The following is a 14876-nucleotide window of genomic DNA, read 5'->3' as shown; positions in this document are numbered from 1 at the left end:
AAAGGGGTCCTGCCATGGCCGCACGCAAGGCGCGCGCGGATGCGCTCCGCAACCGGGAGACCGTCCTGGCCGCGGCCGATGAACTCTTCGCCCGCAGCGCGAGCCCGCGCAGTGTGTCGATGGACGAGATCGCGGCGGCCGCGGGAGTCGGCAAGGGCACCCTCTTCCGGCGCTTCGGCGACCGCACCGGCCTCGTCCGGGCGGTGTTCGAGGCGCGCATCGAGCCGCTGCGGACGGCCGTGGCGGAGGGGCCGGCCCCGCTCGGCCCGGCCGCCCCGCCACGGGAGCGGGTTCCGGCGCTGCTCGATGCGCTCCTCCGCTTCAAGCTGGACAACCGGCATCTCTCCCTGGCCCTTGAGGAAGCGGGCAGCGGCAGCCCCTATCAGGCGGCCCACTACGCGTGGTGGCACGGCGTCCTGCGCGACACCCTGCGCCAACTGCCCGGCGCCGGGGACGGCGACTTCACCGCGCACGCCCTGCTGGCCGCCACCCGGGCCGACCTGGTCGAGCACCTTGCGGCAGCGGAGGAGATGTCCGCGGAACAGATGAGGGCCCGACTGGCGGCCTTCGTCAACCGGGTCCTGGGGGAGGGATAACGGCCCAGGGGACAGCGATCCTGGGGTAGTTGCCCTTGGCCGGGACGGAGGCGTACGGGATGCCCGAACTGCCGGATGTCGAGGAGTTCCGCAGGGTGTTCGCCCACTGTGCGCAGCGGAGGGTCATCCAGCGGATCGACGTCCATGACGCGGGCGTACTGCACGGGGTCAGCGCCTCGCGGCTGCGCCGCGAACTGGAGGGCCGCAGATTCGCCGAGGCCGAACGGCGCGGCAAGTGGCTGATCGCCCCCACCGGCGGGCCCACCCTGATGCTGCACTTCGGTATGACGGGCGAGCTGGTCTGCGCGGCCCCGGACGAGGCGGTCCACGCCCATGACCGGGTCGTCTTCACCGTCGGCCGCGCCCGCCAGCTGCGCTTCCGCGACCAGCGCAAACTCCAGGGCCTGTGGCTGGTCGACGAGGCCGGGCTCGACCGTAAGCTGCGCGACCAGGGACCGGACGCGGCAACGATGACCCGCACGGCGCTGCGTACCGCCCTCGCCGGACGGCGCGGCAGCGTCAAGGCGGCCCTCATGGACCAGTCGGTGCTGGCCGGACTCGGCAATCTGCTCGCCGACGAGATCCTGTGGCGCGCCCATCTGCCGCCGGACCGGCCGGCCCGCGGACTCACCGACGACGAGAGCGACCGCCTCCATACCGAGCTGCGCCGCACCCTGCGGTCGGCGGTCCGCGCGGGACGCGTACCGCCGCGCGACTCCTGGCTGACCGGCCACCGCGACGACCCCGACCCGGCCTGCCCACGATGCGGCACCCCGCTGCGCCGGACCCGCATCGCGGGACGCGGCACGGTGTGGTGCCGCCGGTGTCAGTCCTAGGCCGTGTCCGCTGGAGACCCTCAGACCGGCACTGGAGCGGGGCCGTCAGGCACGCCGGGCGGCGAACGGTCCGTCGCTGCCGAAGGCCAGTTCCGCGAAGCGTTCGCCGATGCGGTGGTGGGTGGCGGCGTCCGGGTGGACCTGGTCGGGCAGCGGAAGGTCGGCGAAGTCGGCCTCGCCGTAGAGCTCCTTGCCGTTGAGGTAGTACAGGTGGGGGTCGTCGGCCGCCCGCTGCTGCACGATGCGGGACAGTTCCTCGCGGATGACGTTGAGCGTCAGCTTGCCGGCGGCCCGCTCCGCGGGGTCGCCCGCGGCCCGGAACTGGAGCTTCCCGGCGCCGAGGTTGCTGAAGTCCGGGGCGGTGGGGCCGGGGGTGTCCTCGTGGATGGGGCAGTGGAGCGGGGAGACGACCAGCAGCGGCGTGGTGGGGTGCCCCTCGCGGATGGTGTCGAGGAAGCCGTGCACGGCCGGGGTGAATGCGCGCAGCCGCATCAGGTCGGTGTTGACCAGGTTGAGGCCGATCTTGATGCTGATCAGGTCCGCGGGGGTGTCGCGCAGGGCGCGGGCGGTGAACGGGTCGAGCAGGGCGCTGCCGCCCAGGCCCAGGTTGATCAGTTCCGTGCCGCCGAGGGAGGCGGCCAGCGCAGGCCAGGTCGTGGTGGGGCTTTCGGCGTTGGAGCCATGGCTGATCGAACTGCCGTGGTGCAGCCACACCCTGCGGCCCCCCTGCGGCACGGCCTCGACGGGGGCGTCGGTGCGGAGGGCGACCAGCTGGGTGATCTCGTTGTGCGGCAGCCAGATCTCGACGTCCTTCACCCGCTCGGGCAGACCGGTGAACCGGACGGTGCCGACCGGGCCGGGCCGGCTCTCCGTGGATCCGGTGGCCATGTCCACCCTGAGGACGTTGCCGCCGGGCACGCTCGCCTGCCCGGCCGGACGGCCGTCGACGAGCAGGTCGTACCGGCCGTCCGGACGGGGCGGGGCGCCCTCGTAGTCCATCTTGGTGCGGAGCGCGTCCAGTTCGACGGCGGTGGCCCGGGTACGGAACACCAGCCGTACGCCGGAGGGCTGGGACTCCGCCAAGGCCAGCTGCCCGTCGGCGCACTGTGCGCGGGCCCGGGCGGGCAGCCGGTGCGGCAGCACACCGTGCTCGGTGCGTTCCAGGTCGAGCGCGCCGCGCAGGAGGTCCGCGGTGACGGGCGTGGTGATCCAGTCCGTGGTCCGGGGCGTGGTGGAGGGCCCGGGGACGGAGGCGTGCTCGTGGCTCATGGTGTCAGCCTGGCAACCGGATGCCCGATCCGCACAGCATTTTCCGGCGCACCCGGACCACCGCCGCCGCACACAGATAGCCGATGACGCAGCCCAGGGTGTTGGACAGCAGGTCGTTGATGTCCGCGGTGCGCCCGGACGCGGTCACATACTGCGCCGTCTCGATCGCGAGGGAACCGAAGAAGCCGACGAGCCAGGCCCACCGGAGCCCGGTCCGCGTGGCCCCGAGGAGCAGTCCGCCGGGCACGAACATCGCGATGTTCACGAGGAAGTCCTTGATGTCCAAGGGGTTGGCCACGTTGAGCAGCGCCACGTTGACGGCCTTGCCACCGCCGGACCGCGTGCCGAAGGTGAGGCCCACGAGGCAGGAGACCCACAGCCAGCCCAAGGACGCGAGGACACGAGGGGCGATGCGCCGGGGGCGGCCGGTCACCGCCGTCAGCACGGCGATCATCACGCTGCCGACGACGCCCACACCGAATGCCGCGCTGAATGACATGGGAATGCCTTCCTTCCAGGGGGGTGGGCTCCTCGCTGCCCCGCGTCGGCGGCAGTGACGTGGCGCCGGAACGTGCCTGGGAGGACGTAAGGCGTATATCGAGCGTTCTTGGAGAAAGGTGTGAACTTGATCACCAGGGGGAGGGGCAGCGCCGGCTGAGCGGGCGTCAGGGCCGGGCGGTCTTGCCTAGGTAGGCCAGCACGGCCAGTACCCGGCGGTGCCCGCTGTCGCTGGGCGGCAGGCCGAGCTTCGCGAAGACGTTGCCGATGTGCTTGCTGACAGCCCGGTCCGAGACCACCAGCAGCCTGGCGATGGTCGCGTTGTCCCGGCCCTCGGCCATCAGGTGCAGCACCTCCCGCTCGCGCGGCGTCAGGGCGGCCAGCGGATCGTCGCGGCGCCGGGCCAGCAGCTCGGTGACCACCTCAGGGTCCAGCGCCGTACCGCCCCCCGCGACCCGCTCCAGCGCGTCCAGGAACGCCTCGACCCGCCCCACCCGGTCCTTGAGCAGATACCCGACCCCGCTCGCACCGTCGCCCAGCAGCTCGGTGGCGTAGGTCTCCTCGACGTACTGCGACAGTACGAGCACCGGCAGACCGGGGACCTCCCGCCGCGCCGCCAGCGCCGCGCGCAGTCCCTCGTCGCGGAACCCGGGCGGCATCCGGACGTCCAACACCGCCGCATCCGGGCGGTGTTCGAGGAGCGCGGGCAGCACCTCGGGCCCACTGGCCGCCACCGCCACCACCTCGTGCCCTGCGGAGGTCAGCAGCAGGACCAGCCCCTCCCTCAGCAGGGCGTTGTCCTCGGCGATCACCACGCGCACGGCAGCTCCACTCCGATCACGGTCGGCCCCCCGACGGGGCTGGTCAGCTCCACGGTCCCGTCGAGCGCCGCGACCCGGAGACGGATGCCGAGCAGCCCGCTGCCGCCCGGCGCCCCCGGCGGAACCGGCCGCTCCGCACCACCGCACCCCTGATCGCGCACCGTAAGCCGCAACGACCCGGCCCCACGGGAGAGTTCCACCACGGCCCGGTCCGCCCCGCTGTGCTTCGCCGCGTTGGTCAGCGCCTCCGCGACGACGAAGTACGCGGCCGCCTCGACCGCCGCCGGGGCCCGCGGCCCCTCCTCCACCCCGTCGGCGCGCACCGCCACCTCGAGTCCGCTGCTCGCCGCCAGTGCCCGCACGGCGCCCACCAGCCCCCGGTCGGTGAGGATCGGCGGATGGATCCCGCGGACCACATGGCGCAGCTCGGCCAGCGCCTCCTCGGCCTGCTCCTGCGCGTCGTCCAGGAGCCTGCGGGCCGCCTCGGGGTCCGTGTCGTAGGCGAGCCTGGCCAGGCCCACCCGCATGGACAGCGCCACCAGCCGGGCCTGGGTGCCGTCGTGCAGATCCCGTTCGATACGCCGCAGTTCGGCACCGTGCGCGGCGACCGCGCCGGCCCGGGTGAGGGTCAGCTCCTCGACCCGCTCGGCGAGCTGCGCGGTGCGCCGGCCGTCCGGTGAGGGCAGCAGCAGCGCCCGCGACCAGGCCGCGTCGAGGTCGGCCAGCCGCCCGATCAGCGGCAGTACGGCGGCCCGGTGCCCCAGCAGCCCGCACCACAGCCCGTCGACGAGCAGCCCGAGGACCCACAGCGGCAGCGCGAGATACGCCAGGAGGACGCCGTAGCAGAGGTGCACGGCGAGCCAGCGCAGATCCCGGTACGTGCCCGGGTCAGCGGTGGCCGTCCGCACCCGCTCGAACAGCTCACCGTTCAGCGGCAGATACGCCTCGGGGACCGCCGTACCCGTCCAGGCCGCGATCCGCCGCCGCTTGAACCCGGCCATTCTGCGCAGCATCAGCACGGTCTCGGGCAGTACGCCCGCGCCCACCACGATGACCGTGGCGACGGCGGTGAACATCAGCACCCCGACGAAGAGGTACGACAGCAGCGCCAGCCCGGCCCCGGTCAGCAACTGGACCGTGGCCCGCCCCGCCCTGCGCACCGGCTCCCCCATGGGCACAGGCTAGTTGACCGGCCCTGGCGGTTCGGCGCGCCCGCCGCCCGGGGGTGTAGTGGGCTACACCCCCACTTCGGGAGTGCGCCCCCTCGCTCCGCCGCCCCCGCGACGGCATCGTCGAACCCAGAGCCGCACGGTTGGCTCGGTCACCTGCTTCGCCCGGAAGGAACTCCCATGAAGGCCCTGCTCTGGTTCGTCCTCACCGTTGCCCTCGCCGTCAATGTCTCCACCAGCTTCGCCTTCGACGGCCTTCAGCAGATTCTGATCAGCGTCACCAGCGGTGTGTTCGTCCTGTCGTCGGCGGCGGGCCTGTTCCTGATGCGGGGCAAGCGGTCCTGAGCCGGGAGGGCACGGCGGCCGGGGCCGTGGCTCAGCGCGGCAGGAACTGCTGGCACCGGTACGGGCCGGCCTGGCCGTCCCGGCCGATGAGGGTCACCTGGACCTTGTCCGGGCGGGTGCCGTGCAGCAGGACCTCGGTGCGGGCCAGGGTGCAGACCAGCTGGCCGGTGCCGACGTCCTGGGGGGAGCCGACGTAGTCATCGGTGCTGATGGTGACGTGGCCGCGGCGGGAGGTGGCGTGGAAGTTCATCTCCGGCGAGAGAACATTGGCCAGCCCGCTCGCCCGTTCCTCCGGTGTGGGCCCGCCGGCCAGCAGCTTGAAGGCGTCGTCGAGTTGATCGATCTCGATGCCCGGCCGGGAGACCCCGCGCGGGCCGCTGTCGGAGGCGAAGTAGACCCGCATGCCCTGCGGGATCCCGGTGGGCGGCGGTCCGCCGTCGCTGACGCCGGTGGGGCGGATGCCGCAGCCCGCGCCGAGGAGGGTGAGCAGCCCGCAGAGGAGGGCGGTACGGGGGCGCGTCATGGGCGGGCTTCCGTGGGAACAGGGGCAGAGAGTGTCACGGGCGGGGGCTCGGGCGGGGGCACGGGCAGGGCGACGGGCAGGGGTATGTGGAGGGTGAAGACGGCGCCGGGGGAAGTGGGTGCGGGAGCTGCCGGTCCGGTGGCGTCGGGGGCGGGGTCCGGGGCGGGAGACGTCAGCTGGAGGGTGCCGCCGTGCAGCCGGGCGTTCTCCAGGGCGATGGCCATGCCCAGGCCGCTGCCCTCGGAGCGGGTGCGGGCACTGTCGGCCTTGTAGAAGCGGTCGAAGACATGACGGGCGGCCTCGGCGGTCAGGCCCGGACCGCGGTCGGCGACCGTGACGGTCAGCCCGGCGTCCGTCGCCCGCAGGGTGACGGTCACCGGCGGTGCGCCGTGCCGCAGCGCATTGCCGACGAGGTTGGCGACGATGACATCGAGGCGGCGGCGGTCGAGCCCGGCCCGTATGCCGGCCGGCAGATCGGCCTCGACCCGGCCGGTCCAGCCACGGGCCGCGAGCGTGGCACGCACCGCCTCGCCCACATCGACCTCGTGCACGGTGAGCGCCGCGGCCCGGGCGTCGAAGCGGGAGATCTCGATGAGGTCGTCGACGAGCCGGGCGAGCTTGGCGGTCTCCGCACCGACCGTACGCGCCGCATGCGCGGTGTCCGGGGTGAGCTGATCGGCGTCCTCCTCCAGGACGCTGGAGACCATGGTCATCGCGGCGAGCGGGGTGCGCAGCTCATGGGAGACATCGGCGACGAAGCGGCGGGCCCGGGCCTCCTGTTCGCGCAGCTCGCCGACGGTGTGCTCCAGGGTGCCGGCCGTCTCGTTGAAGGTGTGGGCCAGCTCGGCCAGTTCGTCGCGTCCCTTCTCCTCGACGCGGATGCTCAGTTCGCCCTTGGCCAGCCGGCGGGTCGCCCGGGCCAGATTGCGTACCGGCCGGAGCACCGTACGGGCCGCGAGCAGGGCGAGGACGGCTGCCAGCAGCACCACGGGCAGCAGGCCGCCGGGCACCGCGCGCACCAGGTCGGCGGCATCCCGCTCCTCCTCGGCCAGGGATATCACCGCGAAGACCTCGACCCCGGACGGCTTTGCGGCGGCGCCGGAGGAAGCTGGGGAGGCCAGGCCGACCGGGGCGCCGAGCACCAGCCACGGCCTGCCGTCGTACTCCACCCGCTGGAGCGCGACCCGGTCATGGGTGCGCACCGACGCGCGCAGCTCGGCGGTGATCCTGGTCCGGTCGGCGGACGGGTCGGAGGAGGCGGTGAAGTCGCGGTACTGGGCGACCACGAGCGCACCGCGCACCCCGGACGAGACGCCGGTGGCGAGCCGGGCCAGGGAGGTGGGGTCCGCCGGGACGTCGAAGTCCGCCGCCAGCCGCTCGACGCGGTTGCGGAAGTCGTCGACCGCGGCGGACTGGGCCCGCTTGAGGACCGCTTCGCGCGCTTCCCCGTACGCCAGGGCGGTGGCCGTCACCGCGCTGATCAGGGCGACCACGACGACGGTGATGATGAGCCGGCCGCGCAGCCCGGCGATCCGCGGCATCACAGCGGCCCGAAGCGATAGCCGAAACCGCGCACCGTCTGGATGTACCGCGGCCTGGCGGGGACGTCCTCCAGCTTGGCGCGCAGCCTGCCCACCGCCGCGTCCACCAGCCGCGAGTCGCCCAGGAAGTCGTGCTCCCAGACCAGTTCCAGCAGCTGCTCGCGGCTGAAGACCCGGCCGGGGGAGGCGGACAGCTGGAGCAGCAGCCGCAGTTCGGTGGGCGGGAGGGGGACGGGCGACCCGCGCTTGGTGACGGTCAGGCCGGCCCGGTCGATGACGAGATCGGCGAACTCCTCGCTGTCCGCGGGGGTGGCAGGGCCGGCCCGCCGCAGCGCCGCCCGGATCCGGGCCTCCAGCACCCGCGCGGTGACCGGCTTGACCACATAGTCGTCCGCACCCGCCTCCAGCCCGCTCACCACGTCCAGATCGTCGCCGCGCGAGGTGAGCATGATGAGCGGCAGCTGGCTGCGGGCGCGGATCCGGCGGCAGACCTCGAAGCCGTCGATGCCCGGCAGCATCAGATCGACCACCGCGATCTCGATGCCGCCGCACCGCGGCCGGGACAGCAGCGCAAGGCCGGCCTCGCCGGTGCCCGTGGCCTCGACCCGATGGCCGTGCCGGCGCAGCACCAACTCCATTCCGTCCCGTACGGACGTGTCGTCCTCGATCAACAGCACATGCGGCATGCCGCCGATTATGGGCGAGGATTCGCGCAGCTCAGGAGTTATCCACAGGCCGGTAAGACGGTCCGGAGCCATTGTTACGCTCTCATCATGCGGCCATGGAACGGCCACCAACTACCGCCCTGAAGGTGGCCGCATGACCCAGCAGACAACCTCCCGTTCCCGTGCCGCCCGGCTCGCCCTGCTGCTCGCCGTGCCGGCCCTCGCCCTGACCACAGCCTGTGGAGGAGCCGCGTCACAGGACGACGGCGTCGCCACCGTGAGCGATGCGCCCTCCAGCGACCGGTCGAAGGACGCCGCAGGCGGCTCCGGCGGCGGTTCCGCCCCCGGCAAGAGCGCTTTCTACGACGCGCAGATGAAGTACGTCCAGTGCATGCGCAAGAACGTCGACAAGGATTTCCCCGACCCCAAACTGAGCGGCTATCTGGACTGGACGAAGATCGACGAACTCCAGGCCAAGCCAGGCAAAGAGGAGATCGCCAAGGGCGGCAAGAACGGTGTCTGCGTCGACGACATGACCAACGCGATGAAGCTGGAGCCGCGCCGCGACACGCAGAAGGACTACGAGTCGATGCTCGCGCACGCCAAGTGCATGCGCTCCCACGGCGTATCGAAGTTCACCAACCCCCAGCTGAAGGACGGCAGTGTGCTGCCCGGCGGCGACCCGAACCCGGCCTCGCCCGAGATCAGCAGCGACTCGCCCGCGTACAAGCAGGCCCGTCAGGCGTGCAAGGACAAGCTGCGCGACGGACTGGACGGGATGCAGTGAGGAAGCCGGCCAACCGCACCCGGCGGTTCGTCGCGGTGGCGGCGGTGACCGCGGGAGCCGCCGCCACCGCCGGTCTGCTGCTCCTGACCGGTGTCGGAAGCAGCACCCCGGCCGCCGGCCGCAGCGCCAGGACACCGCCCACGACGACCGAGATCACCCGTACCGACCTGGTCCAGAGCAAGACCGTGGACGGACACCTCGACTATGCGCAGCGCCGGGTCGTCAAGTCCCCCGTGGAGGGCACGGTCACCAAGGCCGCCCAGCCGGGCCGGACCGTCTCGATCGGACAGCGGCTCTACGAGCGCGACGCCCGCCCGGTGGTCCTCCTCTACGGCGCGACCCCCATGTTCCGCGCCATGAAGACCGGCGACCGCGGCCCGGACGTCCTCCAACTGGAGCGGAATCTCAGGGACCTGGGCTTCGGCTCCGGCCTGTACGTGGACGTCCACTACGACGCGGCGACCAAGGCCGCCGTCAAGGCCTGGCAGAAGTCCCTCGGCGTGACCGAAGCCAACGGCGAGGTCGGCAAGGGAGACATCGTCTTCCAGCGCGGCCCCGTGCGTGTGGTCTCCGCCGTCGCCGCCCTCGCCGACACGATCGGACCGGGCGAGCCGGTGCTGACGGTCGCCTCCACCAAACCGGTCGTCCGGGCCGAACTCGACCAGGCCGACGGGGCGCTGGCCACCCTGGGCACCAAGGCGGAGATCGCGCTGCCCAGCGGAGGCACGGCACGCGGCAAGGTCAGCGGCCTGGTCACCCCCGAGGACGCCGAGTCCTCCGAGTCCTCCGAGGGCGCCGCCGGTGCCCCGGGCGGGTCCGGGTCCGACGGCGTCCAGGTCGAGCTCACCCTCGACGGCGGCGCCCGCCCCCGCACCGAGGACCAACGGGCCACCCTGAGCGTGAAGTTCGTCAGCGAAAGCCGTAAGGACGTGCTGACGGTTCCGGTCGAGGCGGTGGTCGCGCTGCGCGAGGGCGGTTACGGCCTGGAGGTGGTCAAGGGCGCCACGACCCGCATGGTGCGCATCGAGACCGGGCTGACCGCCGACGGCCGGATCGAGGTCAGCGGCGCCGGACTGGCCGAGGGCATGAAGGTCGGTGCGGCCGAACAATGACCCCAGCTCCCACCGAAGCGGCCACCGACCGGGCCGTGCTCCCGCCCGTCATCGAACTGCGCGACGCCACCAAGACCTACCCGGGCGGGGTGCACGCCCTGCGCGGCGTCGGCCTGCGGGTGGCGCGCGGCGAACTGGTCGCGATCGTCGGCCCCTCCGGCTCCGGCAAATCCACCCTGCTCAACCTCCTCGGCACCCTCGACCGGGCCACCTCCGGCCAGGTGCGGGTGGCCGGTTACGACGTGAACCGGCTGTCCGACCCCCAGCTCTCCGCGCTGCGCGCCCGGCACATCGGCTTCGTCTTCCAGCACTTCCACCTCGCCCCCGGCCGCACCGCCCAGGACAATGTCGCCGACGGTCTGCTCTACGGCGGCACCAGCCGGCGCGAGCGCCGCGCCCTGGCCCGTACGGCGCTGGAGGAAGTGGGCCTGGGGCACCGCATCGACCACCTCGCCCATCAGCTGTCGGGCGGTGAGAAGCAGCGGGTGGCCATCGCCCGCGCGCTGGTCGGCGAGCCGGACCTGCTGCTCGCGGACGAGCCGACCGGTGCGCTGGACAGCGCCTCCGGGGAGCGGGTCATGCAGCTCATCCGCGCCCTGCACGAGGCCGGTACGACCGTCTGCGTCATCACCCACGACAACGAGATCGCCGCTTCGCTACCCCGCCGGATCCGCTTCCGCGACGGCGCGATCGTCGCCGACTCCGGCGCCCCCACCGAGGAGGTGCCCCGATGAGCGGCCCCGCCCTGCGCCCGGCCCGGCTCTCTCCGGCCGATGTGCTGCGCACCGGCGCCGAGGGCCTGCGCAGCCGCCGTACCCGCGTGGTGCTCTCCGCCCTCGGCATCGCGATCGGCATCGCCACGATGGTGGCGGTGGTCGGCCTGTCCACCTCCAGCCGGGCCGATCTGCTCGCCCGGCTGGACCGGCTGGGGACGAATCTGCTCACCGCCGAAGCGGGCAAGGACCCGCTCGGCCACGACACCAGACTCCCCAAGAGCGCGGTGGCGATGGTCGAGCGGATCGGCCCGGTCCAGCACGCCACCGCCACCGGAGCGGTCAACGCCCGGGTGCGCCGCAGCGACGCCGTACCGGAGGAGCTGACGTCCGGTGTCACCGTCCAGGCCGCCCGCACCGATCTGCTCACCGCCCTCAACGCCCGTACCGGGCAAGGGAAATGGCTGGACCGGGCGAGCGAACGGCTGCCCGCCGTCGTGCTCGGCTCGGTCGCCGCCGACCGGCTCGGCATCGCCGCACCCGGCGCCAAGATCCTGCTGGAGGACCGCTGGTACGTCGTCACCGGAATCCTCGCGCCCATCGAACTCGCGCCTACCCTGGACCGCACCGCGCTGGTCGGATTCCCCTCGGCCGAGCGGTACTTGGGCTTCGACGGCCACCCCACCGTGATCTTCGAGCGGTCCACGGACGCCTCGGTGGAGGCCGTCCAGCAGGTGCTGGCCCGTACGGTCAGCCCCGGCAACGAGGGCTCGGTGAAGGTCTCCCGCCCCTCCGACGCGCTCGCCGCCAAGGCCGCCACCGACAAGGGCCTGACGACGCTGATGCTGGGGCTCGGCGCGGTGGCGCTGCTGGTCGGCGGGGTGGGCGTGGCCAACACCATGGTCATCTCGGTGCTGGAGCGCCGGCAGGAGATCGGACTCCGCCGCGCCCTGGGCGCCACGAAGGGTGCGATCCGTATCCAGTTCCTCACCGAGTCCCTGCTGCTGTCGGCGCTCGGCGGGGCGGCGGGCGCGGCTCTGGGGGCCGCTGCCACGGTCGCCTTCGCCCGTGCGCAGGGCTGGATGGCCGTGGTGCCGCCCTGGTCGCTGGCCGGCGGCCTGGCGGCCACGCTGCTGATCGGCGTGCTCGCGGGCCTGTACCCGGCCGTACGGGCTTCCCGGCTGCACCCGACGGTGGCTCTCAGCGCGACCTGAGGGGCCGTCACCCGGCGGGCGGGGTGCGCGGCCGCCCGCCGACGGCCGCCGGGGGCGCGAGCGGACCCGCCCCCTTGACGGTGCGCAGCACCGGGGCGGTCTCCAGGGCGTGGATCGCGCGCTGGCTGCCCAGGCGCCGGGTGAGGTAGCCGTGCAGGGCCGCCGGGTCCGGGCACAGGGCCTGCGCGACCACGTTCGTCCGGCCGGTGGTGGCGGCGACGAAGGCGAGCTCGTCGTGCCCGGCCAGGGCGGTGGCGACCCGGTCGAGGTGGGCCGGGGCGACGCTCATCCACAGCAGGGCCTGGGTGGTGACGCCGAAGAGCGCATCGTCGCACTCGACGTCGAAGAAGAGCGCACCGGCGGCCCGCAGGGCGGCCAGTCGGCGGGCGACGGTGGCCGGTGACCAGCCGGTGGCCGCGGCCAGTTCGCCCTGACCGGTGCGCCCGTCGCGCTGCAACGCGGCCAGCAGCGCGCCGTCGGCCTCGGTCAACACCGCGCCGTTGGACGCGTATTGAGCGCGGTCCGCCGCCTCATCAGGCACCTCATGAGGAGCCGTCAGCTGTCGCTGCTGCCGTGCGTCGAGGACGGAGGCGCGGCCGCGCCAGGCGGTGGGGCCGCCGAGGTAGGTGTGCAGCAGACAGTGGGCGGAGACCGCGGTGATACCGGCGGTGCGCGGGATGTCGTGCAGCAGCAGGGAGTGGCCCGCGGCATCGGCCGGGGTGTCCACCACCGCGATGATCTCGGTGCCGCCGGAGGCGAGCTTCACCCAGGAGGTGTCCGCCCGCCGGGCCAGCGCACGGGCGAGGTCCTGGGCGCTGTGCGGGGCCGCGCTGAGCCGGACCAGCCACTGCGCCCGGCCCGCCCGGTGCGGCTCGGCGAGCCCGACGACCCGCAGACCGGCCCGCGCGCGCAGCCGCCGGTAGCGGCGGGCGACGGTCTGGGTCGAGACGCCGAGCACCTCCGCGATCCGGCTGAACGGCGCCCGTCCGTCCAGATGCAGCGCATGGATCAGCCCCCGGTCCACCTCGTCCAGCATCACCGCCGGCCTGGCGCGCTCATCCACGGATAAATCCTTCACCGTCGCCACCTCGATGGAAAACATCGGCCATCTTCCCCTCCCCAGTGGAATGCCTGCCGCGCGCCCCCGCACGCTCTGCCGGGAATCCGCCGAAGGGAAGAAGCCATGCCACCCCTGCCCCCGATGCCACCCGCGCCCGCCCTGCCCCACCCCCGCCGCTGGGCCGCCCTGGTGGTGCTGCTGATCGCCGAGGCGATGAATCTGCTCGACTCCACGATCATGACCGTCGCCGCACCGGTGATCCACGCCGGACTCGGCGGTCCGGCCTCCGCCATCCAGTGGTTCAGCGCCGCCTACACCCTGCCGTTCGCGGTCCTGCTGATCACCGGCGGCCGGCTCGGCGACATCGCAGGCCGCAGACGGGTCTTCCGGATCGGGACCGCCGCGTTCGTGGCCGCCTCGGTGGTCTGTGCGCTGGCCGTCTCCCCAGCGATGCTGATCGCCGCGCGGGCGGTGCAGGGGGCCGCGGCCGCGCTGGTCATCCCGCAGACCATCGGGCTGATCCGCGCCATGTTCACCGGCGACGACCTCGCCAGGGCCATGGGCAGCATCGGTCCGGTGATGGGCCTGGCCGCGGTCTGCGGCCCGGTCCTCGCCGGCGTGCTGACCCACGCCGACCTGCTCGGTTCCTCCTGGCGGGCGGTGTTCCTGGTCAATGTCCCCCTCGGCCTCGGCGTGCTCGCCGCGACGCCGCTGCTGTGTGAGGACCGCTCCGAGCGGCGGCCGCGGCTCGATCTCGCCGGTACGGCACTGGCGGTGCTCGGCACCGGGTTGATCATCCACCCGCTGATCGAGAGCGGACCGGACCGGGGAGCGCCCCGGACGTGGCTCGCCCTCGCCGCCGGGCTGTGCCTGCTGGTCGTGTTCGGCGCCCACCAGCGCCGCCGTACCGCCCTGGGCCGCAGTGCGCTCGTCGAGGCCGGCCTCTTCCGGGACCGCGGTTTTCCCGCGGCGCTCGCCGCCGGCCTGCTGTTCTTCGCGGTGATCAACGGCCTGATGCTGGTCATCGTGCTCCAGCTCCAGCTCGGCACGGGCGCCGATGCCCGCTCCGCCGGGCTGACTCTGCTGCCGTGGTCGTGCGCGATGGCGGTCTCGTCCTGGGTCGCGGGCGCCCGTCTGGTGCCCCGTTACGGCGCCCGCGTGATGTTCGCCGGCCTCACCGCCCTCTTTCTCGGCTCCCTGGGGGCCATGGCCGTCTACGGCACCGGCCGGGCCGCGACCTACCCGTGGCCGCTGCTCGGCGCGCTGACGGCCTGCGGGCTGGGGCAGGGGCTGTTCGCCGTCCCGTTCTTCACCACCGCGCTGCGCCGGGTCCGCCGGGAGGAGACCGGCTCGGCGGCGGGCCTGCTCAACGCCGCCCAGCAACTGGGCGGCACGCTCGGCGTCGCCCTGCTCGGCGCGGTCTTCTTCCGCACCGCCGCCACCGGTGCACCCGCCGCGGCCGCCGCGCTGCACGGTGCAGTTGACGCCTGCTGGGCCGCCGTCGTACTGCTTGCCGGCACCGCCGCGGCGGCCGCGTTCCTGCACACCCCTCGTCGTCCGCGCAACTTCTCAGGCCCGTCCATCCGCCGCCATCGGACCGTCAAGTCCCGTACCGGCTACGGAGGGTGATAGTTGCCTGGTCGGGCGGGCGCCGCGGAGGCGCCGGCCGTACATGCGGAGCGTCACATCCCACCACTCTGTGCTGACGCGAAAAGAATTTCCTAGTT

Annotated in this window: 16 protein-coding genes; 8 read left to right on the top strand and 8 right to left on the bottom strand. The window is 73.3% G+C overall.

The annotated features are described in order from the left end of the window. Positions 1 to 14 precede the first annotated feature (14 nt). Both ACZ55A_RS25810 and ACZ55A_RS25805 read left to right on the top strand, forming a co-directional pair. The gene (locus tag ACZ55A_RS25810; RefSeq protein WP_468844467.1) at positions 15 to 596 is read left to right on the top strand and encodes a TetR/AcrR family transcriptional regulator; all 582 of its coding nucleotides are present in this window, start codon (positions 15 to 17) and stop codon (positions 594 to 596) included. Positions 597 to 655: 59 nt separating this feature from the next. Further along, positions 656 to 1432 carry an Fpg/Nei family DNA glycosylase gene (locus ACZ55A_RS25805; protein WP_468844465.1) on the top strand — a complete coding sequence of 259 codons (777 nt, stop codon included), beginning with the start codon at positions 656 to 658 and terminating at the stop codon, positions 1430 to 1432. A 45-nt stretch (positions 1433 to 1477) separates the two neighbouring features. On the opposite strand, the gene ACZ55A_RS25800 is transcribed toward ACZ55A_RS25805, so the two are convergent. The 4 genes from ACZ55A_RS25800 to ACZ55A_RS25785 all read right to left on the bottom strand — a co-directional run bounded on the left by ACZ55A_RS25800 (position 1478) and on the right by ACZ55A_RS25785 (position 5192). Beyond that, positions 1478 to 2701, bottom strand: coding sequence for an SGNH/GDSL hydrolase family protein (locus ACZ55A_RS25800; RefSeq protein WP_468844462.1), 1224 nt, complete (start codon positions 2699 to 2701; stop codon positions 1478 to 1480). 4 nt (positions 2702 to 2705) lie between these two features. Beyond that, the gene (locus ACZ55A_RS25795) at positions 2706 to 3200 is read right to left on the bottom strand and encodes a VanZ family protein (protein WP_468844460.1); all 495 of its coding nucleotides are present in this window, start codon (positions 3198 to 3200) and stop codon (positions 2706 to 2708) included. A 166-nt stretch (positions 3201 to 3366) separates the two neighbouring features. Further along, entirely contained in the window at positions 3367 to 4020 is a 654-nt protein-coding gene (locus tag ACZ55A_RS25790) for a response regulator (protein WP_468844458.1), read from the bottom strand. After that, positions 4008 to 5192 (bottom strand): sensor histidine kinase, encoded by a 1185-nt coding sequence (locus ACZ55A_RS25785; RefSeq protein WP_468844456.1) that lies wholly within the window; start codon positions 5190 to 5192, stop codon positions 4008 to 4010. Before ACZ55A_RS25785 ends, ACZ55A_RS25790 begins: the two co-directional genes overlap by 13 nt. A 177-nt stretch (positions 5193 to 5369) precedes the next feature. Between ACZ55A_RS25785 and ACZ55A_RS25780 the strand changes: the two genes are divergently transcribed. After that, the gene (locus ACZ55A_RS25780; protein ID WP_468844453.1) at positions 5370 to 5534 is read left to right on the top strand and encodes a hypothetical protein; all 165 of its coding nucleotides are present in this window, start codon (positions 5370 to 5372) and stop codon (positions 5532 to 5534) included. A gap of 31 nt (positions 5535 to 5565) precedes the next feature. Here the strand turns inward: ACZ55A_RS25780 and ACZ55A_RS25775 are convergent, their stop codons facing one another. From ACZ55A_RS25775 to ACZ55A_RS25765, 3 genes are read right to left on the bottom strand one after another with little or no spacing between them, the layout of a single operon-like run. Further along, positions 5566 to 6057, bottom strand: coding sequence for a GerMN domain-containing protein (locus tag ACZ55A_RS25775; RefSeq protein WP_468844450.1), 492 nt, complete (start codon positions 6055 to 6057; stop codon positions 5566 to 5568). After that, positions 6054 to 7598 carry an ATP-binding protein gene (locus ACZ55A_RS25770; protein WP_468844448.1) on the bottom strand — a complete coding sequence of 515 codons (1545 nt, stop codon included), beginning with the start codon at positions 7596 to 7598 and terminating at the stop codon, positions 6054 to 6056. The genes ACZ55A_RS25775 and ACZ55A_RS25770 overlap by 4 nt, the downstream gene beginning before the upstream one ends. Further along, positions 7598 to 8284: a winged helix-turn-helix domain-containing protein gene (locus ACZ55A_RS25765; RefSeq protein WP_468844445.1), complete on the bottom strand. Its 687-nt coding sequence runs from the start codon at positions 8282 to 8284 to the stop codon at positions 7598 to 7600. The genes ACZ55A_RS25770 and ACZ55A_RS25765 overlap by 1 nt, the downstream gene beginning before the upstream one ends. 133 nt (positions 8285 to 8417) lie before the next feature. Between ACZ55A_RS25765 and ACZ55A_RS25760 the strand changes: the two genes are divergently transcribed. From ACZ55A_RS25760 to ACZ55A_RS25745, 4 genes are read left to right on the top strand one after another with little or no spacing between them, the layout of a single operon-like run. Beyond that, positions 8418 to 9050 carry a hypothetical protein gene (locus ACZ55A_RS25760; protein WP_468844442.1) on the top strand — a complete coding sequence of 211 codons (633 nt, stop codon included), beginning with the start codon at positions 8418 to 8420 and terminating at the stop codon, positions 9048 to 9050. Beyond that, positions 9047 to 10162: a peptidoglycan-binding protein gene (locus tag ACZ55A_RS25755; protein ID WP_468844440.1), complete on the top strand. Its 1116-nt coding sequence runs from the start codon at positions 9047 to 9049 to the stop codon at positions 10160 to 10162. Before ACZ55A_RS25760 ends, ACZ55A_RS25755 begins: the two co-directional genes overlap by 4 nt. Beyond that, positions 10159 to 10896 (top strand): ABC transporter ATP-binding protein, encoded by a 738-nt coding sequence (locus ACZ55A_RS25750; protein WP_468844437.1) that lies wholly within the window; start codon positions 10159 to 10161, stop codon positions 10894 to 10896. Before ACZ55A_RS25755 ends, ACZ55A_RS25750 begins: the two co-directional genes overlap by 4 nt. After that, positions 10893 to 12089: an ABC transporter permease gene (locus ACZ55A_RS25745; RefSeq protein WP_468844435.1), complete on the top strand. Its 1197-nt coding sequence runs from the start codon at positions 10893 to 10895 to the stop codon at positions 12087 to 12089. The genes ACZ55A_RS25750 and ACZ55A_RS25745 overlap by 4 nt, the downstream gene beginning before the upstream one ends. Before the next feature lie 7 nt (positions 12090 to 12096). Here the strand turns inward: ACZ55A_RS25745 and ACZ55A_RS25740 are convergent, their stop codons facing one another. Beyond that, positions 12097 to 13125: an Lrp/AsnC family transcriptional regulator gene (locus ACZ55A_RS25740; RefSeq protein ID WP_468844626.1), complete on the bottom strand. Its 1029-nt coding sequence runs from the start codon at positions 13123 to 13125 to the stop codon at positions 12097 to 12099. A gap of 147 nt (positions 13126 to 13272) precedes the next feature. Here ACZ55A_RS25740 and ACZ55A_RS25735 point away from each other — a divergent pair, with 147 nt between their 5' ends. Further along, complete coding sequence (locus tag ACZ55A_RS25735; RefSeq protein ID WP_468844432.1) at positions 13273 to 14778, top strand: MFS transporter; 1506 nt, start codon at positions 13273 to 13275, stop codon at positions 14776 to 14778. The last annotated feature ends 98 nt before the right edge of the window (positions 14779 to 14876 follow it).

It is taken from the genome of Streptomyces sp. NPDC034111 (assembly GCF_055575375.1).
Note: the sequence above shows the minus strand (reverse complement) of the source record. Positions and strands in the feature narration are given on the sequence as shown.